23 protein-coding genes and 2 pseudogenes are annotated in these 26,901 nt (G+C 65.7%); 15 read left to right on the top strand and 10 right to left on the bottom strand.

Annotation, left to right across the window (positions count from 1 at the left end; all coding sequences use genetic code 11):
- Window positions 1-65 precede the first annotated feature (65 nt).
- Entirely contained in the window at window positions 66-533 is a 468-nt protein-coding gene (locus ACVWY3_RS34925) for a YbaK/EbsC family protein (protein ID WP_456842502.1), read from the top strand.
- A 114-nt stretch (window positions 534-647) separates the two neighbouring features.
- Here the strand turns inward: ACVWY3_RS34925 and ACVWY3_RS34920 are convergent, their stop codons facing one another.
- Window positions 648-974 carry a hypothetical protein gene (locus ACVWY3_RS34920; RefSeq protein WP_456842501.1) on the bottom strand — a complete coding sequence of 109 codons (327 nt, stop codon included), beginning with the start codon at window positions 972-974 and terminating at the stop codon, window positions 648-650.
- A gap of 97 nt (window positions 975-1,071) precedes the next feature.
- Window positions 1,072-1,233, bottom strand: a pseudogene (locus ACVWY3_RS34915) (tripartite tricarboxylate transporter substrate binding protein); the annotation flags it as partial.
- A 152-nt stretch (window positions 1,234-1,385) separates the two neighbouring features.
- Between ACVWY3_RS34915 and ACVWY3_RS34910 the strand changes: the two are divergent.
- Entirely contained in the window at window positions 1,386-1,643 is a 258-nt protein-coding gene (locus tag ACVWY3_RS34910; RefSeq protein WP_456842500.1) for a hypothetical protein, read from the top strand.
- Window positions 1,644-1,710: 67 nt separating this feature from the next.
- Here the strand turns inward: ACVWY3_RS34910 and ACVWY3_RS34905 are convergent, their stop codons facing one another.
- On the bottom strand, window positions 1,711-2,646 hold the full coding sequence (locus ACVWY3_RS34905) for a LysR family transcriptional regulator (RefSeq protein ID WP_456842499.1): 936 nt from the start codon (window positions 2,644-2,646) through the stop codon (window positions 1,711-1,713).
- 117 nt (window positions 2,647-2,763) lie between these two features.
- Here ACVWY3_RS34905 and ACVWY3_RS34900 point away from each other — a divergent pair, with 117 nt between their 5' ends.
- From ACVWY3_RS34900 to ACVWY3_RS34885, 4 genes are all read left to right on the top strand, one after another.
- Complete coding sequence (locus tag ACVWY3_RS34900; RefSeq protein WP_456842498.1) at window positions 2,764-3,516, top strand: SDR family NAD(P)-dependent oxidoreductase; 753 nt, start codon at window positions 2,764-2,766, stop codon at window positions 3,514-3,516.
- A 31-nt stretch (window positions 3,517-3,547) separates the two neighbouring features.
- A complete protein-coding gene (locus ACVWY3_RS34895) occupies window positions 3,548-4,246 on the top strand; it encodes a pirin family protein (RefSeq protein ID WP_456842497.1) in 699 nt (232 codons plus the stop codon).
- 131 nt (window positions 4,247-4,377) lie between these two features.
- Window positions 4,378-4,977 (top strand): NAD(P)H:quinone oxidoreductase, encoded by a 600-nt coding sequence (gene wrbA, locus ACVWY3_RS34890; protein ID WP_456842496.1) that lies wholly within the window; start codon window positions 4,378-4,380, stop codon window positions 4,975-4,977.
- 107 nt (window positions 4,978-5,084) lie between these two features.
- Complete coding sequence (locus tag ACVWY3_RS34885; protein ID WP_456842495.1) at window positions 5,085-5,219, top strand: hypothetical protein; 135 nt, start codon at window positions 5,085-5,087, stop codon at window positions 5,217-5,219.
- A gap of 14 nt (window positions 5,220-5,233) precedes the next feature.
- Here the strand turns inward: ACVWY3_RS34885 and ACVWY3_RS34880 are convergent, their stop codons facing one another.
- From ACVWY3_RS34880 to ACVWY3_RS34865, 4 genes and pseudogenes are all read right to left on the bottom strand, one after another.
- Window positions 5,234-6,118 (bottom strand): protein-L-isoaspartate O-methyltransferase family protein, encoded by an 885-nt coding sequence (locus ACVWY3_RS34880; RefSeq protein ID WP_456842494.1) that lies wholly within the window; start codon window positions 6,116-6,118, stop codon window positions 5,234-5,236.
- 75 nt (window positions 6,119-6,193) lie between these two features.
- Window positions 6,194-7,340 (bottom strand): annotated as a pseudogene (locus ACVWY3_RS34875) (GNAT family N-acetyltransferase).
- Window positions 7,341-7,453: 113 nt separating this feature from the next.
- Window positions 7,454-8,806, bottom strand: a complete 1,353-nt coding sequence (locus ACVWY3_RS34870) for an O-antigen ligase family protein (RefSeq protein WP_456842493.1) — start codon at window positions 8,804-8,806, stop codon at window positions 7,454-7,456.
- A gap of 3 nt (window positions 8,807-8,809) precedes the next feature.
- Window positions 8,810-9,913, bottom strand: coding sequence for a glycosyltransferase (locus ACVWY3_RS34865; RefSeq protein WP_456842492.1), 1,104 nt, complete (start codon window positions 9,911-9,913; stop codon window positions 8,810-8,812).
- Window positions 9,914-10,217: 304 nt separating this feature from the next.
- On the opposite strand from ACVWY3_RS34865, the gene ACVWY3_RS34860 reads away from it, so the two are divergent.
- Entirely contained in the window at window positions 10,218-11,147 is a 930-nt protein-coding gene (locus ACVWY3_RS34860) for a glycosyltransferase (protein WP_456843533.1), read from the top strand.
- 14 nt (window positions 11,148-11,161) lie between these two features.
- On the opposite strand, the gene ACVWY3_RS34855 is transcribed toward ACVWY3_RS34860, so the two are convergent.
- Entirely contained in the window at window positions 11,162-12,190 is a 1,029-nt protein-coding gene (locus ACVWY3_RS34855) for a glycosyltransferase family 2 protein (protein ID WP_456842491.1), read from the bottom strand.
- A gap of 396 nt (window positions 12,191-12,586) precedes the next feature.
- Between ACVWY3_RS34855 and ACVWY3_RS34850 the strand changes: the two genes are divergently transcribed.
- From ACVWY3_RS34850 to ACVWY3_RS34830, 5 genes are all read left to right on the top strand, one after another.
- Window positions 12,587-13,381: a methyltransferase gene (locus ACVWY3_RS34850; RefSeq protein WP_456842490.1), complete on the top strand. Its 795-nt coding sequence runs from the start codon at window positions 12,587-12,589 to the stop codon at window positions 13,379-13,381.
- 276 nt (window positions 13,382-13,657) lie between these two features.
- Window positions 13,658-16,030 (top strand): exopolysaccharide transport family protein, encoded by a 2,373-nt coding sequence (locus ACVWY3_RS34845; protein WP_456842489.1) that lies wholly within the window; start codon window positions 13,658-13,660, stop codon window positions 16,028-16,030.
- The gene (locus ACVWY3_RS34840; protein ID WP_456842488.1) at window positions 16,023-16,829 is read left to right on the top strand and encodes a WecB/TagA/CpsF family glycosyltransferase; all 807 of its coding nucleotides are present in this window, start codon (window positions 16,023-16,025) and stop codon (window positions 16,827-16,829) included. Before ACVWY3_RS34845 ends, ACVWY3_RS34840 begins: the two co-directional genes overlap by 8 nt.
- 19 nt (window positions 16,830-16,848) lie before the next feature.
- Window positions 16,849-17,841 (top strand): UDP-glucose 4-epimerase GalE, encoded by a 993-nt coding sequence (galE, locus tag ACVWY3_RS34835; protein ID WP_456842487.1) that lies wholly within the window; start codon window positions 16,849-16,851, stop codon window positions 17,839-17,841.
- A 229-nt stretch (window positions 17,842-18,070) separates the two neighbouring features.
- On the top strand, window positions 18,071-18,412 hold the full coding sequence (locus tag ACVWY3_RS34830) for a hypothetical protein (protein ID WP_456842486.1): 342 nt from the start codon (window positions 18,071-18,073) through the stop codon (window positions 18,410-18,412).
- Here the strand turns inward: ACVWY3_RS34830 and ACVWY3_RS34825 are convergent.
- Window positions 18,386-22,417, bottom strand: coding sequence for a bifunctional diguanylate cyclase/phosphodiesterase (locus ACVWY3_RS34825; protein ID WP_456842485.1), 4,032 nt, complete (start codon window positions 22,415-22,417; stop codon window positions 18,386-18,388). The genes ACVWY3_RS34830 and ACVWY3_RS34825 overlap by 27 nt on opposite strands.
- Window positions 22,418-22,714: 297 nt before the next feature.
- Between ACVWY3_RS34825 and ACVWY3_RS34820 the strand changes: the two genes are divergently transcribed.
- The 3 genes from ACVWY3_RS34820 to ACVWY3_RS34810 are packed head-to-tail and all read left to right on the top strand — an operon-like array spanning window position 22,715 to window position 25,957.
- Window positions 22,715-23,767, top strand: a complete 1,053-nt coding sequence (locus ACVWY3_RS34820; protein ID WP_456842484.1) for an Ldh family oxidoreductase — start codon at window positions 22,715-22,717, stop codon at window positions 23,765-23,767.
- Window positions 23,768-23,788: 21 nt separating this feature from the next.
- Window positions 23,789-25,156, top strand: coding sequence for an LLM class flavin-dependent oxidoreductase (locus ACVWY3_RS34815; RefSeq protein ID WP_456842483.1), 1,368 nt, complete (start codon window positions 23,789-23,791; stop codon window positions 25,154-25,156).
- A 15-nt stretch (window positions 25,157-25,171) separates the two neighbouring features.
- Window positions 25,172-25,957, top strand: coding sequence for a fumarylacetoacetate hydrolase family protein (locus tag ACVWY3_RS34810; protein ID WP_456842482.1), 786 nt, complete (start codon window positions 25,172-25,174; stop codon window positions 25,955-25,957).
- Window position 25,958: 1 nt separating this feature from the next.
- Here the strand turns inward: ACVWY3_RS34810 and ACVWY3_RS34805 are convergent, their stop codons facing one another.
- Window positions 25,959-26,879: a LysR family transcriptional regulator gene (locus ACVWY3_RS34805; RefSeq protein ID WP_456842481.1), complete on the bottom strand. Its 921-nt coding sequence runs from the start codon at window positions 26,877-26,879 to the stop codon at window positions 25,959-25,961.
- Window positions 26,880-26,901 lie beyond the last annotated feature (22 nt).

The raw sequence follows: 26,901 nt of genomic DNA, 5'->3' as shown, positions 1-26,901 counted from the left end.
CGGAAAACCGCTGCGCACTTTTCCGGATCATGCTTTAGGGATCGCCGCCCGCCCGTGAGAAGTCAATGAGCCTGGAATCCGTTCGCGCCTTCTTCGCCGAGAAAGCTCCCGACATCTCTGTCATGGAATCCCCGATCAGCTCCGCGACGGTGCAGCTGGCGGCCGAAGCCTATGGCGTCGAGCCCGGGCGCATCGCCAAGACATTGAGCCTGCGGATCGGCGAGCGCGTGATCCTGATCGTCGCCGCCGGCACCTCGCGCATGGACAACAAGAAGGTCAAGACGCAGTTCGGCGGAAAGCCGAAGATGCTGGGATTGGAAGAGGTCGCCGAGATCACCGGCCATGAGGTCGGCGGCGTCTGCCCGTTCGGGCTGAAATCGCCGCTGCCGATCTACTGCGATGTGTCGCTGAAAGCCTTCGACATCGTCGTTCCCGCCGCGGGCTCGACCCACAGCGCGGTGCGCATTGCGCCCGACCGCATGGCCGAACTCGTCGGCGCCGAATGGGTCGACGTCTGCGAGCACCGGCCCTGATAGCGGCTGTGATGAAATTCGGTTCGGCGGGCTGTCCGTGGTTTACCTCTCTCCGTCGGGGAGAGGTGAACCGAAATCCGAGCGCGCATCGATTTAACCAGGACCTCAGCCGCTCTAATCATTCTCATCGTAAGGCGGCCGCGGCGCGGGAGGCGGCGCGGGGTAGTAGCGCGGTGGCGATGCGGCACGACCGCGCGGCACCTGGTTGTTGGACTGGAACACCGCGCGGCAGGCGCTCGAGAGCTGCGGCGTGTTCTGTTGCAGGCAGGCCACGATGCGGTTCACGTCCGGAATCTGGTCGCTGCACAGCCGCCACACATCCGGTGTGCAGGCCATCTGCTGCTCCATGGTGCCGCGATATTCCTGAGCGGATGCAGCGCCCTGCGCGACGATGCCTCCGATCGCAAGCGCCACACCCAGCGCAATCCGCTCTGTTCGCATCTTCGGATTCCTTCCCGATTTCTCTCAAAAGCTTCTCAATCAATGAGCCACGGGAAGGTTCTGGCCCAACAACAAAACGTGAATGCTCCGGCGGAACCTACTCCAGCTTGCCGATCTTCTTCACGGCCGCGATCAGGCGCGTGCTGTCGGCCGCGACGAATTCGGAGAAGGCCGGCGCGGCCTGCGCGGGCAGTTAGCTCTGCGCGACCAAGCCGGCCCAGATATACATCTCGACGTCGTTGTAGCCGAGCTCCTGGAAGTCCATCGCAGCTCCCCTCCCCGACTTTCTTGTTTCGGCCCCTGCCTAGCGTGGCGACCGGCAAGAACAAGACGTTTACCAGGCATTAACCATGTTCAGCCCGGTCTGGAACGCATCCCTTGAGCGGCTGTTGCCCTGGCAGGGAGTGGGTCATGCGGAATGTTGCGACCATCGACGTCGCGCTGGACGAGATGCTGGTGAATCTCGCAGCGATCGTCTTGCGGCTTTCGAAGCCCGACCTGACGCGAACGCCGGAAGCGCGGCGCGCGTTGGCGCAATCGGTTCATCAATACGCAGTGTGCGCGGCCCGCTCGACGGACCCGCGGGTGCGCGAATTGAAGGCGCAGCTGGACGAGACGCTGAAGCCGGCCTTGCGCATCGTCGCGATCGACGGCGTGAAGATGCCGTAGTCAGGTCGAAAAGCGAGATGCCGTAGAGCGGGCAAAGGCGCGCCCGTCGCGCGCCGTGCCCACCAATCTATCCGGCTTTGCCACCCTTCCCCGGCCGCCGCTTGCAGCTGCCCGGAAGCTTCGCGGCGAGGAAATCTGCCAGCGCCTCGACGCGGGCGGGGCGCGGGCCGCCGGGCGGGGTTACCAGGTGCACGGCGCCTTCGGCCTGCTTCCAGTCCTTCAGGATGACTTCGAGGGCGCCGGAGGAGATCGCGTCGCCGACGATGAACTCCGGCAGCTCCGCGATGCCGAGGCCGGCGAGCAGCGAGGGCATCACGGCTTCGCCGTTGTTGACGCGGAGCTGACCGCCGGGACGCACGCTCGCCTGCTCGCCGGCCGAATTCGTGTAGTGCCAGATGTTGGGCGTGGAGAGATAGGCATAGCTGAAGCATTTGTGCTCGGCGAGATGCATCGGATGCGTCGGGCGGCCGTGCTTCCTGAGATAGGACGGGGCGGCCACGGTGAAGCGGGGCATGGTGAAGAGCCGCCGCGCGATCAGCGAGGAGTCCGGCAGCCGCGCGATCCGCACCGCCATGTCAAAACCCTCGCCGATCAGATCGATGGTCGCATCGCTCAAATGCAGATCGACCGAGACCTCCGGATAGGTTTCGAAAAACTCCGGCAGCAGCGGCGCCACCGCCTTGATCCCGAACGTCATGGGCACCGCGAGCCGCACCAGGCCGCGCGGCGCCACCGATTGCGCCAGCGCCTCGTTCTCGGCCGCCTCGCCGTCGGCGAGCAGGCGCGTGGCGCGGTCGGCGAGCTTGTGGCCGGCATCGGTCAGCGCCAGCCGGCGCGAGGTGCGGTTGAAGAGGCGGGCGCCGAGCCGCTCCTCCAGCCGCGTGACCGCCTTGGAGACCGTGGCCTTGGACATCGTGAGCTCGCTCGCCGCCCCCGCAAACGAGCGTAATTCCACGACTTTTGCGAAAATCGCGAGGGCCTCGAAATCGGGGAGCTTTGCCATGGCAGCCGGTCCGTCAGGGATATTTCAGGAAACAATGTGTTTCAACAGTTTCTATTTCTATACCACAAGCGGAGGCTTATCCAAGGGTCATCAGACAGTCAGGACTGGAGAAATCCGATGACCAAGAAGCTCTCAGGCAAGGTTGCCCTCGTCACCGGCGGCTCGCGCGGCATCGGCGCGGCCACGGCCCGGGCTCTCGCCAATGAAGGCGCGGATGTCGCCATCAGCTATGTCGCCTCGCCCGCAAAGGCCGAGGCCGTCGTCGCCGAGTTGAAGGCAAAGGGTGTGAAGGCCCGCGCCTACAAGGCCGACCAGGCGTCGGCCAAGGACGTGACGCAGCTCGTCAATGATGTGGCCAAGGAGTTTGGCCATCTCGACATCCTCGTCAACAATGCCGGCGTCGCTGCCGGTGCTGCGATCGACGATGCCAAGGCCGACACCGAGGCGCTCACCCGTCAGGATGCCATCAACGTGCACGGCGTGATCGCGGCGATCCGCGCCGCCTCGCAACTGATGAATGAAGGCGGCCGCATCGTCACGGTCGGCTCCATGCTGGCCGACCGCGCCTCGTTCCCCGGACTTGCCGACTACGTCGCCACCAAGGCGGCCGTGGTCGGCTACACCAAGGGCGCGGCACGCGACCTCGGCCCGCGCGGCATCACCGTGAACGTGGTGCAGCCCGGCTCGATCGACACCGACATGAACCCGAAGGACGGCGGCGAGTTCGCCGAGACCCAGCGCAAGCAGCACGCACTGCAGCGCTTCGGCCGCCCCGAGGAAGTCGCTGCCGGCGTCGTGTTCCTCGCAAGTCCGGAAGCCTCCTTCGTCACCGGCACCGTGCTCAATGTCGACGGCGGGTTTGGCGCCTAGCGCCAAACCCGCCAACCAAGGAAACATTTCCATGATCGAACTCAGACCTTTCGCAAAGCTCGGCGGCGCCGATCACGGCTGGCTCAAGGCCAAGCATCACTTCTCCTTCGCCAGCCACTATGACCCGAACAACATGGGGCACGGCGCCTTGCGCGTGTGGAACGACGACGAGATCGCGCCGAACACCGGCTTCCCGGCGCATCCCCACGCCAACATGGAAATCATCACCTATGTGCGCGAAGGCGCGATCACCCATCAGGACAGCCTCGGCAACGAGGGCCGCACTGAAGCAGGCGACGTGCAGGTGATGAGCGCGGGCAGCGGCATCCGCCACTCCGAATACAACCTGGAGCCGACGCAGACGCGCATCTTCCAGATCTGGATCGAGCCGACCGCGCGCGGCGGACAGCCGACCTGGGGCTCGAAACCTTTCCCGAAGGCAGACCGCTCCGGCAAGCTCGTCACCATCGCGAGCGGGATCGCGGGCGACACGGACGCACTGCCGATTCGCGCCGATGCGCGGGTGCTCGCCACTACGCTGAAGGCTGGCGAGAGCGCGGAGTACGCGCCGCAGAAGTCGCGGCATCTTTATCTCGTGCCCGCGGCGGGCTCAGTCGAGATCAACGGCGTGCGCGTCGACGCCCGCGACGGCGCCGCGATCCGCGACGAGGACAGGCTGAAGATCACGGCGCTCGAAGATTCGGAGATCGTGCTCGTCGACGCGGCGTAACGGTATCATTCGACGTCATTCCGGGATGGCGCGAAGCGCCAGACCCGAAATCTCGAGCTTCCGGGTTCGATGTTTTGCATCGCCCCGGAACGACGGAGAGATCACGAACATCAATCCCAACGGAGACCACCATGACCAAAGTTCTCGTCCTCTATTATTCCGCCTATGGCCACATCGAGGCGATGGCCAATGCCGTCGCCGAAGGCGCGCGCGAAGCCGGCGCGACCGTCGACATCAAGCGCGTGCCGGAGCTGGTGCCGGCCGAAGTCGCGAAAGCCGCGCATTACAAGGTCGACCAGGCGGCGCCGATCGCCAAAATCGAGGACCTCGCCAATTATGACGCGATCATCGTCGGCACCGGCACCCGCTTCGGCCGCATGGCCTCGCAGATGGCGAACTTCCTGGACCAGGCCGGTGGGCTGTGGGCCAAGGGCGCGCTGCACGGCAAGGTTGGCGGCGCCTTCACGTCCACCGCGACCCAGCATGGCGGCCAGGAGACGACGCTGTTCTCGATCATCACCAACCTCCTGCATTTCGGCATGGTCGTGGTCGGCATGAACTACGGCTTTGCCGGCCAGATGAAGCTCGACGAGGTCACCGGCGGAGCGCCCTACGGCGCCACCACCATCACCGGCGGCGACGGCAGCCGCCAGCCCAGCGCCAACGAGCTCGCCGGCGCGCGCTATCAGGGCCGCCAGATCGCGGAGACCGCCAAGAAGCTTCACGGCTGAACTGCACGCGGCCGATTGCATGGCTGATGCGACGCGGGCGGCATTCTCATTCGGGGATGCCGCCCCATCTCTACTCGCAGGATATTTCCACCAAAAAAGCGATACGAATGGCTTTCGAACTCCTGTTGATCGCGCAGATGATCCGCAAGCCCGTCCAGGCGCTGGCGCGGCGCTGGTATTGCCGCAGCCTGTTCCGCGCCTCGCGCGGCCGGCTGCACTGCGCGGAATGCACGGAATCGTAACGACCCGGTCTTCGTTACGCCTGCGTGATGTCCGCGTGGGGCGGGACTGAATCCATCGGCATGGGCGCCGGCGCCGTGGACAGCCACCAGCCCTCACCGGCGAACCAGCAGGTCTCGTCGGGAGCGCCCTCCCTCCGTAACGACTGCACGCTTTCCCAGCCTTTCGCGAACGCCTCGGCCAATCGGCGGGCGGAGTCTTCATCCTGCAATCCCGCACAGCCGATGAACTGGGCACGGCTGAGGAATTTCGCCGGCCAGACCGCGCCGGCATCCGGGCGTGTGATCATCAGCATGCCGCCGAGCATGCCTTCCGGCGCCAGGGGAAACACCAGCCGGCCGGCGGGGCGCAGCGCCTCGAGCCATTCCGTCGCCGGCTGCGCCGCCCCCGCGCAGACGTAGATCACGTCGGTTGCAGGCAGGTCCGAGGCGATGCCCGAGCGGTCGCGCACATCGACATGCGCGACGTCCTTCAGATTGTCGCGCGCGAGGGCCGCCAGGCGTTCGTCGATCTCATAGGCATAGACCCGGCCGCCGGGTCCGACGAGATGCGCCAGGATCGCGCAGTAATAGCCGCTGCCCGCACCGATCTGGACGACGGTCTCACGTTCCCTGACAGCACAGCCGCTGAGCCAATAAGCATGCGCACTGGGCATGCCGATATTGAGGCCGCGCTCCGGATCGAGTGCAAGAAGCGCGTTCTGATAGAGGAAGGCAGGATCATCATCGGGCGTCACCACATAAGGATGGCCGCCGAGCGTGATCGACCACGGCCCGGGCCCGGCGAAAGGCTCGCGCCTGACGGTCCGAAAGGCCTGCTCGAGCCGGGAATCCGCAGCCTTCGCCGCAGCGCAGATCAGTTGCGCATAGAATACGCGATATTTTGCCGAACGATCTTCCATGTCGCCTCCGGGGAGAAGGCGACGATAGCACGAGGATTGCGATCGTCGAATGACCGCCGATCCAGCGACTTCCCGCTAATTTGCCGGCTTTCCCATGGCGCGCGCGGCAAGGGCGGCGAGCTTCGGATGACGGCGCAGACCCTGCGCGGCATGGTCGCGCAAGGCATAAGGTGCCCCGCGCCAGGATAGCGCAACGCTGATGTCGGTCAGCGGCACCTTCTCGGCACCGAAGCGGCGCTTGTAGTCGTGATTGCCGATGCTGAGATCGAATCGGCGCACGTCCTGCGCATGCAGCGCGGCCATGGTGCGCTCTGTGACGAGCAGGCCGGGCGAGCAGCTCGACCATGGATCGCCGGCGTGGCTGATGCGCAGGAGGGAAATAGGTCGCGCCATCCCTGACTCCGAGCGTGGTGGCGACGACGCCCTCGTCGCAGACCAGTGCCGAGATGACGGCATAGCCTTCCGCAACGCCCTGGCGAGCGACCTCGCGGTAGAACTTCGCATGGGTCTCGTCGTTGAGGACGAAGCGCGAGCCGAGCTTGCGCATGCGCGCCTGCTGCTGAGCGTCCATCACGTCCAGCAGCTCATGCGCACGCGCGACATCCGTGGCGATCTCGAACCGCGCGCCCGCGTGCCGGCTGAAGACGCGCCAGCAGCGCGGCATCTGCATGCGCTTGATCGAGGCCTGGTAGGCCTCATAATCGTCGCCGGTCAGCACGAGATTGCCGTTGAGCGAGCTCGAGCCGATCCGGCCGAGCGACACCAGCGGGTTCGGCCTGCCACCGACATGGACCGGCATCTTCTTCAGGCGCAGCAGGTCGAAGCCGTCGGGCAGCGCGCGCAAGGCCTCGACCAGCGCCTGGCCAACCGCATCCATCGCCGCCGCATCCAGCGCGGCATCGGACGCAACGATCGGCGCGTTGTTGTCGGTGACGCCGAAATCGGCAAATTCGACGACGCGGATGCCACGCCTGATATGGCTGACCATCGGCACCACCGCGATGTCCCTGCCCGTCGCCGCATCGGAGATCAATGCGATCAGCGGCAGGGCGCTGCCGAACGCCGCGTACCAGGCGCCGAGCCAGTAACCATGCTGAAACGCGGTGCGGTGGCCTGCGCTCAGGCGCGATGCGGCCTGCCGCCAGTCACGCACGAAATCGACCGCGATTCCCGACGCGCTTGACGCCTGACCGTTGACTTGCTCGACGCCGAGAAACGTCATCCGTGGGACATGCGATTACTGAATGTTTCCAGATGGATTGTGTTTTGCCGCAGACTACAAGCGACGTCGCTGCTTATCGTTAAGCCTGTCCCACCACGGGCTGCGACAAGCTGTCAGAGTTCGGGTTTCACCTGGTCGACGCATTGGAACCTCGCCAGGAAATGCAGGCCGGCGACCGCAAGCGCGAACATGAACCAGATCGGATTCTGCCGCTCGAGCAGGAAGGTCTCGGTGGTTCCGTAATAGAGGCCGAACAGCCACATGGTCAGGAACAGCTTTGCCAGGGCGCCACTGCGGTTGTAGGCCTGGGCCGACTGGAAATTGCCGAGCGGCGCGAGCACGAAGACGAGGATCACGAGCAGCAGTCCCGGCAGACCGATGGTGACCGCGAGGTCGAGATAGCTGTTGTGGCTGTGCGCCGCGCTCGTCGCCCATTCGGCGCCCTGGGCGGTCTGCCGTTCGGTGACGTCGTCCCAGAAAGCCGCATAGCCGTGGCCGATGACCGGCTTTTCGGCGACGGCCGCGAGCGCGAACTCCCAGATGTCGGAACGGCCGGTGAAGGTCGGATCCAGCGGAAGCTGCCGCGTCATGGCGCCGAGCGCGGGGCTCAGGACGCTGCCGACCGTCAAAAAGTTCATCACGATCAGCGGCACGAAGCAGATGATCCGCTTCAGCCACAGGCTCCGCGTCACATAGACCAGCGATGCGAGGCCATAGATCGCAAGGCACAGCACCGAGGAGGTCTTGCCGCCGGTGAAGATCAGGAAAATGCCGGCGAGCGCTGCGACCGCCGGCCCCATCACGAACGAGCCGACGGCGGTGAGATAAATGCCGACATAGACCAGGATGGTCATCACCGGCGAAGCAACGTTCTTGTGGCCGAAGCTGCCGCGCCAGTCGCCGGCAAGCTGCGGCTCGGTGAGGTCGAGCGCGGTATGAATCGAATATTGCGGCGCGAGGACAACGCCGAGATAGCACAGCACGAGCAGCACGAGCGCGGCGCCGCCGAGGCACAGATTGAAGCTGCGCTGGGTCGGCGGCAGCAACGGCAGGAGCACCGCGAGCGAGGTCACGCTGACGGCGAGCACGAAGCGCTGGATCGACAGGCCGCGGCTCTCGGAGAAGACGACGTTGACGAGCAGCCAGCCGACCAGACAGAGATGCAGCGGCGTGACCAGGCTCTTCAGCGAAGGCCCGTCCGTGGCGGCGACGAACAGCACCGCCACCGCCGCCAGGAGACCCCACGTGATATAGGCGAGCGCCATGCGTCCGCCGACCACGGTGGTGGCAGCCTCGCTGCGCAAATCGGGAAACGGATCGAGCGTCACCAGCACGAGGAGCAGCGCGGCGACCGCGACGAGACATCGCGCCGCCTGCACGGCGTTGAGCCCGGCAAGCCCATCGCGAAAGGCGTGACCGAGCGATCGAGCTTCGACGTCGGTCATGTCAGCGGCGCTGCGATCCATGGCTCAAGGCAGGTCGATGAAGCCGGGAAAATTCAGGTTCTCGCCGATGCCTGTTAAGCATTCGTCAACCACTAGGCCTGAGGTCTGCGGCACCGTCTGCTGCCGCACGATGCTCTGCGCGATCTCGTAATATTGCAGCGCGCGTTGCTCCAGTGTCAGATTGTCGAGCACGAAGCCGCGCGGATCGAACCTGTCCGTCTCGCACCCCGCCCAGAAATCGCCCCAGCCCGCCTCGAACCCTGCGACGTCGGTGAATCTCAGGCCGCAACGCGAGTCCCAATACGGCACCGAGGACACCGGTCCGAACTGGACGCGGTGCGGATAATAATCGGGATCCCGCCATGGGCCGCCGGGATCCCAGGCGAATACCGGCACGCCGCAGGAGAGTGCCTGCTGATAGGCGATGCCCTGGCTCTCGTTCTGGCACAGGAAGATCATCGCGCGCGAACGCGCCAGCGCGGCCTGATAGTCCTCTTCCTTGTAGCTGCCGTAACGCAGCTCGGTGAAGGAGCGGCCTTCCCTGGCGAGGCGGGCGCGAACCGGCTCAATCAGCTCCGGCGCATAGCGCTCGCGGTCCCAATGGACCTTGTCGTAGATGAGCACGTCGACGGTCTTGTCCGCGGCGGGCGACGGTGCCCAGAGATCGGTATCGATGCCGACCGGCCAGGCCTCCGTGTCCGGCCAATACGGCCGATACATGTCGACGTACCACGGGCCGGGCACCACCACCTTCTTCACCGGCAGGCGCTTGAACAGATCGGGGTCGTCGAGCGGATGATTGTGCGCGGCGACGCCGAGCAGGATCGGATTCTTCCACGTGAACTTGTCGAGCAGGAAGGTGCGGCCGATGATGCAGGCAAGCTCGCTCGGATGCTGCGCGATGTAGCCGTAGTCGTTGACGCGGTAGCGGATGCCGAGACGGTCGAGCCCCGCGCAGAGATTGAGGAACACGCGAAGCTGGCCGCTCATGCGCGGCTCGCCGAGCAGCATGCGGCGCGCCATGCGCCGCAGATGCCGGTCGCCGGGAAACCAGCGATCGTCCTTGTCCTCGTAGAACAGATTGAGGACCATGGCCTCGGGGTCGTCGTCGAATGTCTTTGCGGGCACTGGATCCATCCGCGAGCCGTCAGATGCGCATTCTCGCATGGGACCGGCTGCCGCACTCTTCCAAATTTGCCACAGGCTTAATGCCATCGGCTTAACGCTAATTGACGAAACCGCGGGCGCACAGATCCTTGCGACAACGATTTGGCCGTAATGCGAGTATCGTTCGCGGGCGCGCCGATGTTGCAATCGCAATGCTGGTTCGGCAGATGCGCCCTGGTTAACAGATCCTTAAAGGCGAGCCGTGGCTCCGATCACCGCCGAAGACGTTCTCGATCTGCCGGCCTCCTCGCGCATCGCCCCGGCGATGCGTCTGCCGCTGCCGGCGAGCCCGACCGCTCCGGTGTCCGTCGTCATTCCCGCCAAGAACGTTGCGGCCTACATCGACGAAACCCTGGCCAGCGCGCTGGCGCAGAGCGAGATCGGCGAGGTGATCGTCGTGGACGACGGCTCGTCTGACGAGACGGTCGCGATCGTTCGCGCCAAGCGCGACCCGCGGCTGCGCCTGATGATCAACGATTCCGCCGGCGTATCGGCCGCGCGCAATCTCGGCGCGCGATATGCGAGCGGCGAGTGGCTGCTCTTCCTCGATGCCGACGACCGCCTGCGCCCCGGCGCGGCGGCGGCCCTGCTGACGGCGGCGCGCGGAGCGCCGCGCGCCGTTCTCGTTTACGGCGACTACAACACCATCGACAGCGAGGGACGGCAGATCGGCCGGCGCGAACTGCTGAAGGGCCGCCGCAAGCCTTCCGGCGACGTGCTGGCGCGGATTGCGGCCGGCAACTTCATCGTCAATGGCGGCATCGCGCTCGCGCGCGCGGAGGCTTTCCGCGCCATCGGCGGCTTCGACACCTCCCTCAGATATTGCGAGGACTGGCATTGCTGGTGCCGCCTCGCCGCGATCGGCGAATTCGAGTTCGCGCCCAAGCTTCTGCTCGACTATCGCGTGCACACCGCCAACACCATGAACGCGGCGGTACGGACGCCGCAGGATTTCTTCCCGGCGATCGCGCGCGTGTTCGACGACGGCCTGATCCTGGCGCGACTGCCCGAGGGCACTGCGGCCGGCTTGCGCCGGGCCGCCGAGATCCATCTTGTCACTTATGCGGCGATGCAGGCGGTCCGCTTCGGCCGCTACCGCCAGGCTTTCGGCTATCTCGGGATGATCGGCCGGCGCTCGCTCAGGGCGCTGCCGCGCGCAATGGCGAGGACCGCCCTCGCGCGCTTCGGCATCTAACCCGGCACACCACGTCAGGATACGATCTTCGAGGCCTCATAGGGTTTCGGCTCGATGCCGAATGCCGCGAGCAGGGAGCCGAACGCGACCAGCGTCGGATGCATCGCGACGACGACCTTCGACGTCGCGAGCAGACGCGCGGAACGAAGCAGCGACAGCGGCAAGCGCGCCAGCATCTGCGCAAATACCCGAACTCGTGCTCTCGCGCTCCGCGCAGCCTTGGACTGCACACGATAGTTGATCACGCCGATGCGCAGGCTGCGCCTGGCGATCCAGCCGAAGCGGGTGCGGCTCTGCGGCACCGTTTCGATGATGACCGCTTCCGCGCTCCAGTGGAATGTCATGCCGGCATCGCGGCAGCGCACGAAGAAATCGCAGTCGCCGCCGCCGAGGAAATTGAAGCGCAGATCGAAGGCCGGACGTTCGAACCGCTCGAACGCCGCGCGCGTGATCAGGCAATTGCCGCAGCCATAGATCAGCGGCACCGCGCCGGTGTAATCGTAGGCGGGACAGAAGGCGGGGTGGCCAGCGAGCCACGGTTTGCTGTCGTCGTCGAACACCGGCAGCACCGGCCCGCCGACCACGTCGGCGCCGGTCGCCTCCACGGTGCGGACCATCAGCTCGAGCCAATCGGGCGAAGCGACCTCGTCGTCGTCGATCATCAGGAAGCGGGTCGCCGCGGGAAACAGCGCTTGCGCCGTCTCGAACGCGGCGTTGATCGCCTGGCAATTGCCCTGCCGCTTCTCGACGAGGCAGATGCCTTGCAGCCTGCCGCTGGCGAGATACTCCGCGGCGACCGGCGCGCTCTCGCGCCGCGCGGCATCGTTCTCGACCATGACGACGGCAAAGGAGCGCGGCGTGCGCTGGTTCACGAGCGAGTCCAGCGTCAGCCGCAAATGCTGCGGACGGCGGAAGCATGGAATGCAGACGACGATGCCGACCGACAGGTCGATGACGCGCGAGCTCGCCGCGATCTCCCGGTTGGGATCGCGCACGGCGTCCTGGATACGCGTGGCGGACAGGTCTGTCGGGATCAAGGTCATGAGCTTCTAGATGTCCGAGATAGATTGAAAAAGCCCTGCTTCGATCGCACGGGATCGGCGCCGTCCCGCGGCGGCACATCGCCGCGGCACGGATGCGTCCCAAAACGACCGGTCGGCGCACCGCGCAAGCCGGCTCCGAGCCGCCGACCTTCCCGCAACACTGCACTTAACCGCTTTCGCCTGTTTCTCTCGCGCAATCACGCGCGCGTGCTACTGCAATTCGCGGTCCATCGCCGCGAAGACGGCCCGACATGAACGATGCCGTAGTTAACGGCCATGCGCATTAACCCGAACGTAAGCACCGCGACGGGTGAAGCGGCGCGGCATCGGATTTGCTCTTCGGGCTCGCGAGTTTTTTCCTGTAAATTTGAATAGAACAAGCGCGGTCAGAAAAAAATGAACAAGCCAGCCACGATCGGTTTCACGGCAGTCACGCCCCTGCCCATCGCCGCTGTACAGGCGCCGGCGCTGCACGACCTCGTGCCCGGCGAAGCCCGCGACAGCCTGCTCGCCGTGCAGGACGCGCTGCGCCGCGAGCTGCCGCAGGGCCCGCTCGCGATCTATGAAGCGGGCGGCGGCTCGTGCAGCGTGGTGCCCCCGGAGTTGCTGAGCCGCAGCAAGATCACCGTGGTCGATATCGACGAGGACCAGGTCCGCAACAACACCTACGCGGATGAAGCCATTCTCGGCGACGTGCAGACCTACAGCTTCGGCAAAGAGACCTTCGACCTCGTGATCTGCTACAACGTGATCGAGCATCTGCCCCATGTCGATGCTGCGCTCCTGAACTTCCGCGACGCGCTCAAGCGCGGCGGCATGATCCTGATCGGCGCCCCTAATCCGCGCTCGCTCTCCGGCGTCGTGACCAAATATTCCCCACACTGGTTTCACGTCTGGTTCTACCGGAATATCCGCGGCATCAAGGATGCCGGCCTGCCCGGCGAGCCGCCGTTTCCGACCTTCTTCCATCCGCTGGTGACGCTGCCGCGGCTCGAGGCCTTTGCCGCCGCCAATGGGCTCGAGATGATCTATCGCCGTGAGGTCGAGAGCCCGCGCTATCCCGAGATGCGCCGGCGCAAGCCGCTGTTCGCAACCCTGGTCGATGCCGGCGCTGCCGTGCTGAATGCCGTGCTCCCGCGCGGGACCGATGTCCGCCGCGGCGACTATCACGTCATCCTGCGGAAGAGGTGACAATCATGCGCGCGCAGCCCCTGGCGGGAGAAGCGAAGCTTCGCGGCCGCGTCAGGCGCGGTAACGAACCGTTAATCTCCGACGGACCGCGTTACGGTCACGCGTCGAAGAGCGGCATGCGCTTAAACGCTTTGTTTGCCATTTCGGTGAATAGTCCCTCAATGAGTATGGTTAATTTTCCCTGTTGCGTTGATTGGGCACCTATATCCCGGGTGCGTGGCGTAAAGCGAAGAGTAACCCCTCAGCCCGCGGCCGTTGGAATGAAAGCTGGGGATCATGCTTGACTATAACCAGCCGATAGATCGCGCCAGGCCGGAGGCGCCGCAGCAGAAGCCGCAGGCCGGCTTCAGCGTGCTGGAGCTTTCCCATCTGCTCTGGCGCCGCAAGGTCACGATTGCCGCGGCCGCCCTGCTCGGCGCAACGCTTGCCGTCGGCTTCGGCAAGAGCATGACACCCCGTTACACCGCCACTGCCCAGCTCTATGTCGATCCGCGCGAGCTTCAGCTGGTCGATCGCGAGCTCACGCCGCGGGCGCAGGATGTCTCCGGCATGTCCATGGTGGTGGAGAGCCAGGCGCGCCTGATCACGTCCAACAGCGTGCTGCTCCAGGTGATCCAGCAGGCCGGCCTCGACAAGGATCCGGAATTCGGCGGCAGTGACGGCAAGAGCCTGATGTCGTCGCTGCTCGGCCTGATCGGCCTTCAGCCCCGCGCGCCCTCAGCCGCGGACAGCAGGGAAGTGCAGCTCGGCGCGCTCGAGGCGCTGAACAAGCACATCACCATCCGCAAGACCGAGAAGAGCTTCATCGTCGATATCGAAGTCTGGTCGATCGATCCGGCCAAGGCGGCGATGCTCGCCAACACGCTGACCAACGCCTATCTCACCGAATCCCGCAACTCGCAGGCTTCGGCCGCGCGGCGCGCCACGAACGATCTCTCCAGCCGCCTGAAGGAGCTGCGCGAGCGGCTGCGCAACGCCGAGACCGTGCTCGCCACCTACAAAGCCCAGAACAATTTCGTCGGCACTCAGGACACGCTGATCAGCGACCAGCAGCTTTCCGCCAGCAACCAGCGCCTCGCCGCCGCCCGCGCCGCGACGATGGACGCGCAGGCGCGGCTCGACCAGATCGAGGCGAGCCGGCGCACGGCGGCGGATGCCGGCGCGATCCCCGAGGCGCTGCAATCGCCGACCATCGCGAACCTGCGCGCGCAATATGCCGACGCCCGCAAGAAATATGCGGAGCAGGCTGGCGAGCTCGGCCCGCGCCATCCGGCGCTGCGCCAGACCGAGAAGCAGGTCGAGGATCTCAAGCGTACGATCAACGAGGAGATCGACCGCTTCGCCCAGTCCGCCAAGAACGATCTAACCCGCGCCCGCGACTTCGAGGCCTCGCTCAACAGGGCGCTGGAAGCGCAGAAGCGGCAGAGCGTCCAGCTCAGCCAGGCCGCCGTGCGCCTGCGCGAGCTCGAGCGCGAGGCTGATGCCAGCCGCGACGTCTATCAGTCCTTCCTCAAGCGTTCGCGCGAGACGGAGGAGCAGGAGAGCCTGAACACGTCGGCCGCCCGCGTCATCGGCGAGGCCACGGTGCCGCAGCGGCGCTCGTTCCCGCCGGGAATGACGCTGTTCGCGATGATCGGCTTCATCTTCGGCGCGCTCGCCGCATCAGGCTGGTTCGTCGCCGCCGAATGTCTGCTCGCCGGCGCGGTTGCACCTGCGCCTGCACCCGCCCGTCCCCAGCGCACGCCGGCGCCGGACACCGCACGCGCACCGCAAGCTTCACGAACGCCGGAACCTGCTCCGCCGCAGCCGGTCGCACGCGCTCCCGACGTCGCGCAGGCCTTGCCCGAACTTGCCGCGCCGCCGCTGCAACCTGCGCTGGCCGAAAAGCCTGTGATCGAAAAGCCACTGATCGCACGGCTCCAGGAGGCCGACGTCATTCACACGCTCGGCGCCATCCTCGCCACCGGCGGCAGCGTCGATCTCACCCGGCTGGGCTGGCCGACGCTGCGCCCCGGCTTTCCGCTGACGAGCCTGCTCAACGCCTGGCGCGACATGCGCGCTGCCGCTGGCCGCCGCGCCGGCGGCAAGGCGATGCCGGTCATCGCGCTGGTCGGCGCCGGCGAGACCACCGGGCGCAGCGTGACCGCATTGAATTTCGCCCTCGCGGCCGCGCGCGACGGCGTGCGCGTGCTGATGATCGATGCCGATCATCTAGCGCATTCGCTCTCGAACAAGGTCAACCGCAACGGCAAGAGCGAGCCGAGCCGGCTCGGCTGGCTCTCCAATGGCAGCAAGGCGGCGCGCGAGATCAAGACGGTCAACGGCATCTCGGTTCTGCCCGCCGCCGAGGGCAATGCCGGCAAGGCGGCTGAGGCCATCCGCAAGGCGATCGCGCGGGCGCGCTCCGCCGGCGGCTATGATCTCGTGATCCTCGACGGCCCCGGGACGCCACTCGCCGCCGGCAGCCGCAAGCTGCTCGACGACACCGATGCGCTGGTGGCGGTGCTGCCGACCAGCCTCGACATCAACGACGGCCTGGAAGAGATCCTGAGCACCCTTGGCCGCGCCGAGCGCAAGCTCGTCGGCGTCGTGCTCGACGAGCTCACCCCTGCGACCCAGGCGCGCCAGCGAGGCAGACAATATGCTTGAGCGCCGCGTCAACCACGACGGAAGGGCAGCCACAGCCGACGTGCCGCGGATCACCGTCGGCGGCCTGCGCATGGCCGCGCTCGACCTGGAAGCGACCGCCGATTTCATGATCGAGGCCACCGATCCGGACAAGCGCATCGGCCGCCCGCTGTTCCTGACCTCGGCCAATGGCGAAGTGCTGGCGCGCTGCTCGACCGAGCCGCAGACCGAGCGCCTGTTCCGCGCCGCCGACATGATCAATGCCGACGGACAGCCGCTGGTGGCGGCCTCGAAGCTGCAATCCTGGTTTCCACTGCCCGAGCGCGTCGCGACCACGGACCTATTCCATGTCGTCGCCCGCAAGGCGGAAGCTGTGGGCCGCACCTTCTACATGTTCGGCGCCAGCGAGGCCGAGAACCTTGCCGCCGTCGAGAACGTCCAGAAGATGTATCCGGACCTCAAGATCGTCGGTCGCAGCCACGGCTATCTGCGCGGTGAAGCGCTGCGCGCGAAGGTCGATGAGATCAACGCGCTCGCGCCGGATTACCTGTGGGTCGCGCTGGGGGTGCCCAACGAGCAGGCATTCGTCGAGGAATTCACGCCGCATCTCACCAATGTTGGCGTTATCAAGACATCCGGCGGCCTGTTCAACTTCCTGTCGGGCAGCCGGGCGCGTGCGCCGCTCTGGATGCAGAAGATCGGGCTCGAATGGGCCTGGCGGACCTGGCTCGAGCCGCGCCGCCTGTTCTGGCGCTATTTGACCACCAACCCCCGCGCACTCTATCTTCTCTTCAGCCGCAACCGGCCGTTCAATCGCTGAGAGAAGAGTAGAGTACGACATGACCGACCGACCGACCGTCCTTGTCACAGGAGGCGCGGGCTATATTGGCTCCCACGCCTGCCGCGCTCTGGCCGCCGCCGGCTATCAGCCCGTCGTTTATGACAATCTCTCGACAGGTCATCGCAGCTTCGTCGCCGGGCCGCTGGTGACGGGGGATCTGCTCGACGGCGCGGCGCTGGCACGCGCTTTTGCCGATCACAAGGTCACGGCCGTGATGCATTTCGCCGCCGCCAGCCTCGTCGGTGAGTCCATGACCGATCCGCAGAAATACTACATCAACAACGTCCAGGGCACGCTGTCGCTGCTCCAGGCGATGCGTAACGCGGGCTGTCATCGCATTGTGTTCTCCTCGACCGGCGCCGTCTACGGCAATGCCGATTCCAAGGAGCTGCCGGAAGACTTTCCCTGCGCGCCGATCAATCCCTACGGCGCATCGAAGTGGATGATCGAGCGCATGCTCGCCGACTATCGCGCGGCCTACGGCTTCGGTGCGTTCTGCCTGCGCTATTTCAATGCCAGCGGCGCCGATCCGGCCGGCGGCATCGGCGAGCTGCGCGACAACGAGACCCACCTCATTCCGCGCGCCATGATGGCGCTCCAGGGCCATGTCGAGTTCGCCGTGTTCGGCGACGACTACGACACGCCCGACGGTACCGCGATCCGCGACTACATCCATGTCACCGATCTTGCCGCAGCGCATGTCGCCGCGCTGAAGCTGCTGGAACAGGGGCATGCCGGCGGCAGCTTCAATCTCGGCACCGGCGCCGGCTTCTCGGTGCGCGAGATCCTCGACGCCATCAAGCGGGAGACCGGACGCGAGGTGCCGCACACCGTCAAGCCGCGCCGTGCCGGCGATCCCACTTACCTGGTCGCCGACCCCTCCGCCGCGCGAAAAGTGCTGAATTTCGTGCCGCGTCACTCCGACCTGCCGACGGTGATCCGCACCGCCTGGGCCTGGCACCAGAAGGCGCATCCGCTCAAGGTCCGTTAAGCAACCGTAACAGCCGTAGCTTGCCTGGCGCACCTCCAGGGGGCTAGGATGCCTGTTCATTGCCGCCGTTGGCGTATTGCCGGCGGCCGCCATTCAGGCGTGGCCGACGATGATGTCGGCATGCATGGCTCACCTCATGTGCGCGAGCCGATTTTTCCGAAGGCCAAGGTCGCGATCAAATCCGTACGTCGGCCTGTCATCGGATGCAGATTCTGGGAGTATCGACCGCATGCATCAGGCTGCACGCCTGGAGTTCGGGCGCGTGATGAATGAGTTCGTCCGCTGGCATGTCGTGCCCGGGGACGAGCGCTCGCCCGCGCCCGCCTGGTGGTGGGGCCCTGCCATGGCCGTGGTCGACGACGAGGAGCCGATGAACGGAACATGGTGCGCCGCGCTCGGCTTGAACGAGGGCGCGAGCTTCGCCGACGGCGGGCGTACGATTCTCGCGCTGTTCGTCGAGCAGACGTCGTTGACGGGACCGCAGGATTTTCCAAGCAAGGCGGAAGCCGGCGAGCACGACACCCGCGAGCTGCACCCGCAGCCGTTAGATGACAGCGCGTTTCAGCCCTGAGGCCGCGGCTTCGCCGGAGACCGGCTCGGGCTGGAGCGGCGGCGCGACCGGCAGCACCATCGGCCGCAGCAGCTCGGCCATCTGCCGCGCCGGCAATGGCTTGGAGATCAGATAACCCTGCATCTCGTCGCAGCCATGGGTGCGCAGGAATGCCTCCTGCTCGGCGTTCTCGACGCCTTCGGCGACGACGGTCATGCCGAGCGCCTTGCCCATGCTGATGATCGCCTGCGCGATCGCCTGGTCTTCCGAATCCTGCGGCAGGTCGCGCACGAAGGAGCGATCGATCTTGATGGTGTCGATCGGGAAGTGCTTCATCAGCGACATCGAGGAATAGCCGGTGCCGAAATCGTCGATGGCTAGGCGAATGCCGCGGCTCTGGATGGCATCGAGCACCTTCAGCGCGCGTCCGACATTGCGCATCATCATGCTCTCGGTGACCTCGAGCTGGAGCAGCACCGGCGACATGCCCGAGGCCGCCAGCGCCTCGTCGACGTCCTGCAACAGATGCTCGTCGGCGAACTGCCGCGGCGACAGGTTGACCGCCATTGACAGCGGCAACAGGCCGCGGCGCTGCCAAGCCATCGCCTGCGCGCAAGCCTCGCTCAGCACCCAGCGGCCGATCGGCACGATCAGGCCGGTCTCCTCCGCAAGCGGAATGAACTGGGCCGGCGAGACGCTGCCGAGATCGGGATGGGTCCAGCGCAGCAGCGCTTCGACACCCGTGATCTGGCCGGTCTCCATGTCGACCTTGGGCTGATAGTTCAGCGAGAACTGCTCGCGCTCCAGCGCGCGGCGCAGCGCGCTCTCCAGCGACAGCCGCTCGATCGACTGCGTCTTCACTTCCTTGGAGAAGAAGCGATAGCCGTTCTTGCCGTCTTCCTTAGCGAGGTACATCGCCATGTCGGCATTCTTGGTCAGCGTCTGCGCATCCGAGCCGTTGGCCGGATACATCGCGATGCCGATCGACGCCGTGGTGTGGCATTCGTGGCCGGCGAGCTCCATGGGCTCGGCCAGCGCGGTCAGCAGCCCGGTCGCGATGCGCTGAACGTCGTCGATTTCGCCGCACTGGTCGAGGATCACCACGAACTCGTCGCCGCCGAGGCGCGCGACGACGTCGCTGGCCCGCAACGCGCCGCGCAGCCGGTTCGCGACTTCCAGCAGCAGCAGGTCGCCGGCCTCGTGACCCAGCGAATCGTTGATGACCTTGAAACGGTCGAGATCGATGAACAGCACCGCGAAGCGCTGATCGTGGCGCTGCGCCTCGTCGATCGCCGCCCGCAACAGCCCGTTGAAAGTCTCGCGGTTCGGCAAGTCGGTCAGGCTGTCATGCGAGGCGAGATACTCGATGCGCTCGTCCGCCTGGTTCTTCTCGTCGGCGCGGTCGAAATTCTCCATCGCAAAGGAGACATTGTCGGCGAGGCGCTGCAGCAGCTCCACGAATTCGGACGTGAAGGTCGCCGGTTCGGTCGACATGTAGATCATGACGCCGACGGCCTGATCGTGTGCGATCAGCGGGAACGCCGCACCCGACCGCGCGCCATCGCCGCGGACGATGGCATGGAAGGCGCGGACGCGATCGTCGTTGAGATAGTCGTTGCTGATGCAAGGCTGGCGCGTGCGGAACGCCGTGCCGCTCATGCCGCGCCCTTCGGGACGCTCGGGATCGATGGAGAGGCGCACGTTGCGCGTGGTGTTAGCGGACGGTCCGGCCGCGGCCACGATCTCGAGCTGATCGCTGTCGGGCCTCGCCAGCGCGATCGTGGTCGAGGTGAACTTGGCGCCGTTCGATGCGGCGACGCAGACAAGGTCGAACAGCTCGGCGCGCGACTTCGCCCGCATGATCGCCTCGTTGGTTGCGCTCAGCGCCGCGAACATGCGCGTCAGGCGCTCCTTCTGCGCCTCGGTGCGCGCCTTTTCCTCGGCGCGCTCGAAATTGTCGAGCGCGAACGACACGTTCTCGGCAAGCCGCCCCAGCAGCTGGACCAGATCCGGCGTGAACGCGCCTTCGTCCGGCGAGAGGAACAGCAACACGCCGACCGCCTCATGTCCATTGCTCAGCAGCGGAAAGCAGGCGCCCGATCTGGTGCCCTGGATGCGGGCGATCTGGTGCCAGTGCCTGGTGCGGACGTCTGTGAGGAGCTCGTTGGCAACGCAAGGCGCGCGCGTGCGGAAGCAGGTGCCGGTCAGTCCGCGGCCCTCTGGGTCGTCGGCCGACGTCGAGAACCGCCATTGCTTGACCTGATAGCAGCTCTCGCCTTTGGTCATGGCGATGTCGAGATAATGTCCGGTCGCGTCCACCGTGGCGATGGTCGCGGAGGAGAAGGTGCCGCCGAGCACCGCCGCTTCGCAGACGACTTCGAACAATTCGGCGCGGGTCTTGACCCGCATGATGGCTTCGTTCGTTCCGCTCAGCGCCTCGAGCATGCCTCGCAGACGATTGCGCTGCATCTCGGCCCTGGCCTTCTCGTCGGCGCGGTCGAAATTCTCCAGCGCGAAGGAGACGTTGGCCTGGAGCTTGCGCAGCAGCTCGACCAGTTCTTCCGTGAAGGTGTCGCGCTCCGGAGAGTTGAACAGGAATATGCCTTCGACCGTGTCGCCGTTGAACAGCGGCAATGCCGCGGAGGACGCGATGCCGCTGCGGCGGGCGATGGCCTGCCACGGCGCTATGCGGTCGTCCGCGAGCACGTCGTTGCTGACGGCAGGCTGGCGCGTGCGGAACGCGGTCCCGGTCAGCCCACGCCCCTCCGGCACCTGGTCGGAGGTGGAAAACCTGAAGTTACGAACCTGATCGGCATTCGGGCCATAGCTGGCGACGACGCGCAGCAGCTCGGCGCGATGGTCGACCAGCGCGATGCTGACCGAGGTGAACTTGACTCCCTTGGCGGTTGCCTCGCAGACAAGCTCGAACAGCTCCGCGCGCGAGCGCGCGCGCAGGATCGCCTCGTTGGTGGCACTGAGCGCCGCATACATGCGCGCCAGGCGCTCCTCTTCCGCGGCGATCCTGGCCTTCTCGGCCTCGCGGCCGAAATTCTCGATCGCGAAGGAGACGTTCTCGGCCATTCGCAGCAGCAGCAGCGGGGCGACGACGCAGGCTGCGACGCCGGTGTTGACATTGGCCTGCTCCCAAGGCGAGCCCCTGGTGCGACTGGCGAGATCGTCCTCGACGATGGCTTTCTGCGTGCGGAACACCTCGCCGGAGAGACCCTTGCCGTAGAGATTGTCCGGATCGATCGAATAGCGCGCCTGGGTGACCAGATGCAGGTTCTCTCCGGTGGAGGCGACCGGGACCATCCAGTGCGAATCGGGCTCGCGCAGCAACACGATGGTTGCCAGCGACTTGCCGCTGTGCACGGCGGCATCGCAGACGAGCTGATAGAGCTCGATGTCGGTCTTGGCGCGCAGGATGGCTTCATTGGTCGCGCTGATCGCGCCGAACATGCGGTTGAGTCGCCGCATCGCCCTCTCGCCGGACTGCCGCGCAGCCTCACGCGCGAAATTGTCCAGCGCATAGGAAATGTTCGCCGACATGCGCTCGAACAGCGAGACCATCTGCTCGTTGAGCGAGTTGGCCTCGCTGCGGGTCACATAGAGCACGCCGACGCTCTTGCCGTTACAGAGCAGCGGCAGCGCGGCAGCCGCGCCAATATGGGCGCTGGCCGCGCCCGCGCGCCAGGCCAGCGACCGCGAATCGTTGAGATAGTCGTTGCTGATGCACAGCTTCTGATCGCGAAATGCCTCGCCGCCGACGCCCAATCCTTCGGGCGTGCCGGCTTCCGTGGTGATCAGGAGCGAGCGCAGCCGTGCAATATCGTCGCCGCAACCGGCGGCGAAACGCAGCCGCTGACCACCCGCATCCACCAGGAAAACTGCGACGGCCAGAAAGTCCCCGCTCGAAAATCCCGCGTCGCAGACCTTCTGGTACAGCTCGTCCGGCGATTTCGCGTAGAGGATCGCTTCATTGATGGCGCTCAACGCCGCAAAGGTGCGCGCGAGTGTCGTAGGCACGTTCTTAGCTCCCGGGCATTTCTGCCTATTTCTCCCGGCGCCTTTATGAATGGCGATCGCCTAAGTGGTCGTTATTGCCTGCGGCAAACCATCGATCAAAGTGAACGAGCTGCGAACGCGTGGCGCTAAACTCACGAAAATACCGCCGCACGGGACGACCCTTCGACCGAAGGCGCGTTCTCTTGACGAATTTGCAGCCCTGTATTGGTTTACGGGAGATTGATATTGCTCCCGCGCTTTGAGACGATGGCGTCCAACAACCAGGCCCGTTAAGGGCACGAAAGCCGGGGGAACGCCATGCCGATCGTCAGGGCCGATCGCCTCACGCGCATCAGCGCCGCGCTGCTCCGGGCCGCCGGCGCGTCCGAGGAAGAGGCCGACGCGGTCGCCACCGGCTGCGTCAACGCCAATCTCGCCGGCCACGATTCCCACGGCGTGATTGCGGTTCCCACCTATATCGACCGCATCAAGGCTGGCCACATCGTTCCCGGCGCGCGATGGACCATCGTCCAGGAATCGCCGACCACGACCGTCATCGATGGAAATTGGGGCTTCGGCTTCCACGTCAACGCCAAGGCGATGGCGCTGACGATCGAGAAGGCGAAGTCGGCGAATGTCGCCGCCTGCACCGTGTTCCGGCAGAGCCATGTCGGCCGCCTCGCCGCCTATCCGCTGATGGCGATGCGCGAGGGCATGATTGGGATCGCGACGGCCGACTCCGGCCGCTCGCCGAAGCACGTCGCGCCATTCGGCGGCAAGGAGGCGCGGCTCGGCACCAATCCAATCTCGATCGCGGTGCCGTCCGATCTTGCGGCGCCGTTCTATCTGGACATGGCGACCTCCGCGGTTGCGGCCGGTAAGATCCAGCTCGCGGTCGCGCGCGGCGAGGAGATCCCCACGGGATGGATCATCGATGCGGAGGGGCGGCACACCACCGACCCCACGCAATATCGCAAGGGCGGCGCGCTGCTGCCGCTCGGCGGCACCGAGGGCTACAAAGGCAGCGGCCTTGCCGCGATGGTCGAGGTGCTCTGCGGCCTGCTCACCGGTCTCGGTTTTGGCGTCGAGCCGACGGGGCGGCACAATGACGGATGCTTCATGGCGGTGTTCAACGTCGCTGCGTTCCGCCCCTTAGCGAGGTTCAAGCGCGAGGTCGCTGAATTCGCGCAATACCTGAAATCGACGCCGCCCTCCGAGGGCAGCCAGGGCGTCTACTATCCGGGCGAGATCGAGGACATCCGCGAGCAGCAGCGCCTGCGCGAGGGCATCGAGGTCGAGGACGCCACCTGGGATAAAATGCGCGCCCTGGCGCGCGAGTACCGGCTCGACACGGTGCTCGATCTGGCCTGAGCGAATTTGGAGAACAGCAGCATGAATCGGCAGATGGTCCTGGTCGGCTTCCTTCAGGCGCAAAACTGCACGAATTTGCCGAGCTCCTGGCGCCACCCCGACTCCCGCGATGATTCCATGTCGGCGGACTATTACCAGGAGATCGCCAGGATCCTCGAAGCCGGCAAGTTCCACATGGCGTTCTTCGACGATCGCCTCGCGATGCCGGACCGCTACGGCAACGACCACGCCCACACCGTCGAATACGGCATCCGCTGCGTGAAGATGGATCCGCTGATCGTGCTGACCACGATGGGCATGGTCACCGACAGGCTGGGCCTCGGCGCGACCTGCTCGACCACTTACTACGCGCCATTCGACGTCGCGCGCCGCTTTGCAACGCTGGATCTGATGTCCGGCGGGCGCGCCGGCTGGAACGTCGTTACCTCGCTCAATGACGGCGAAGCCCTCAACATGGGGCGCGATTCCCACCCCGAACATGATTCCCGCTACGACAAGGCCGACGAGTTCATGGAGGTCGTGCTCGGCCATTGGGACACCTGGGAAGACGGCGCGATCATCATGGACAAGAAGACCGGCCGCTTTGCTGATCCGAGCAAGGTGAAGCGGCTCGATCACAACGGGCCGGCCTTCAAATCGCGCGGCCCGTTCACTGTGCCGCGCTCGCAGCAGGGCCACCCCGTCATCATCCAGGCCGGCGCGTCCGGCCGCGGCCAGCGCTTTGCGGGGCGATGGGGCGAGGTGATCTTCACCGCCGCGCGCAACCTCGCCGCCGCGAAGGACGGCTATGCCGCCGTACGCAACGAGGCTGCGAAAGCCGGGCGCGATCCCGACCAGATGTTCCTCTGCAATCTGACGACGCCGGTCTGCGCCGCGACCAAGGCCGAGGCCGAGGACAAGATGGCGCTGATCGACAAGCTGCCGCTCCAGATCGACGCGCTGTCGCTACTTGCCGAAGCGCTCAATTACGATTTCGCCTCCAAGGATCTCGACGAGCCGCTGACGACGGAGGACTTGAAGAGCATGCAGGGCATTCTCGGCATCCGCGACGGCGTGCTGAAGAATTCAGGCAAGAGCAATCCGAGCGCGCGCGACTTCGTCACCTTCTCCGGTCGCGGCCAGGTGCAGGACGCCATCGTCGGCGGCCCGAAGGAGATCGCGGATAGACTGGAGGAGATGTTCGTCGAGCGCGGCTGCGACGGTTTTGTCATCGCCGCGACCTATGTGCCCGGCTCCTACGCCGATTTCGTGCAGCATATCGTGCCGGAATTGCAGCGGCGCGGCCTGTTCCAGAAGGAGTATCGCGGCAAGACGCTGCGGGAGAATCTCGGCTTGAGGCGGCCTTCCGCCGGCGCCTGGAAGGTGCAGCCGCGCGATGCCGCGGAATAACGGCGAGGACCGGATATGCGCTGGCTGAAATTCACCGCCTCCGGCAGAACCTCCTGGGGCCTTGTCGAAGGCGACCAGGTGATCGCGGTCGACGGCGATCCCTTTGGCGAATGGCAGCGCAGCTCGCGCGTGCATCCGCTGTCGCAGGTCAAAATCGAGCTGCCGCTGATTCCGCGCACCTTCTACTGCGTCGGGCTGAACTATCTGAAGCACCTGAAGGAAGCCGCCGATAAACGCGGCGAGGTGCCGGCCGTGCCTGACCGGCCCGAGATCGGCTATCGCGCGCAGAACGCGCTGATTGCGCATGACGAGGACGTCGTCATCCCGTCCTTCGCGAGCGAGAAGGTCCACTACGAGGGCGAGCTTGTCGTCGTCATCGGCAAGAAGGTGAAGCATCTCACCGAACAGAACGCGATGGATTGCGTGTTCGGCTACACCATCGGCAACGACGTCAGCGAGCGCTCCTGGCAGAAGGCCGACCGCAGCCTGTGGCGCGCGAAGAACGCCGACACGTTCAAGCCAATGGGCCCATGGATCGAGACCGAGGCCGATCTCGCGAAGATGGAAACGGTCGTTCGGGTCAATGGCCAGGAGACCAACCGCTTCGCGACCCGCGACATGATCTTCGGCGTGGTGCCGTTCCTGGTCGAGCTGACGAAGTATTTTACGCTGTGGCCCGGCGATGTGATCTGGATGGGCACGGATGGCGCGTCGCCCGATATCAAGCACGGCGATGTCGTCGAGATCGAGATCACCGGCATCGGCGTATTGCGCAATCGGTTTGTGCGGGAGGGACGGTAGATCAGCCTGTGGCCGCCGAGCGGCCCTTCACATGGTCGATGAAGGCCCGCAATTTCGGCATGATCTGCCGATGACCGGGATAATAGAGGAACACACCCGGTGTCATCGGCGAAAATCGCTCCAGCACATGGACGAGCTTTCCTGCCGTCACGGCGGCGGTGGCGAGCGGCGCAGGCACCTGCGCAAGACCCACGCCTTCGATGGCGGCTCCGAGCATCGTGGGAAAGTCGTTGGCGATGAAAGGTCCCGAAACGACGATCTCGATGGAACGGCCGTTGTCGTCGAGCGACCATGATGCAAGCGCGCCGTTTGATCGCCGCAATCGCAAACATGCATGCTCGCGCAGATCGTCCGGGCGCTCGGGCCGGCCGCGGCGGGCGAGGTAAGCCGGGCTGCCGACGATGATGAGAGGCAACGGCTTGGTCAGGCGCACCGCGACCATATCGGGAGCGATGAACTGGCCCAGCCTGATGCCGGCATCGAAACCTTCGGCTGCGAGGTCGACCAGCTCCTCGCTTGCGGCAAGCTCCACCTCGATCTCGGGAAACGCCTGGCAGAACGAGGCGACCAGCGGCTCCAGCAGGATCGGCACGACCGAGCGCGGCACAGTCAGACGCAGGAGCCCGGCCGGTCGCTGCCCGAGCTCACGCGCGGCCCCGCTTGCCGCAATGAGCTCCTCGAAGGCAGGCCTTGCACGCGCGAGGAACCTTTCGCCGGCCTCGGTCAGACCGACGCTGCGCGTGGTGCGGATGAAGAGCGCGGCGCCGATGCGCGCCTCCAGAGCACGCACCGCCTGACTGATGGCCGACGGCGTGACCCCGAGCTCGGCGGCCGCCCGGCGGAAGCTGCGGTGCTGGGCGACGCTCAGGAACGCCTCGACGCCGTCGAGCGCGCCCTGCCTGACTGTGAAGTTCTGCTTCATAGCCCATCAACATTATCGCGAA

It is taken from the genome of Bradyrhizobium sp. USDA 4486 (genome assembly GCF_054057995.1).
The sequence above is the reverse complement of the archived record's forward strand: the minus strand, read 5'-3'. Positions and strand labels throughout refer to the sequence as shown.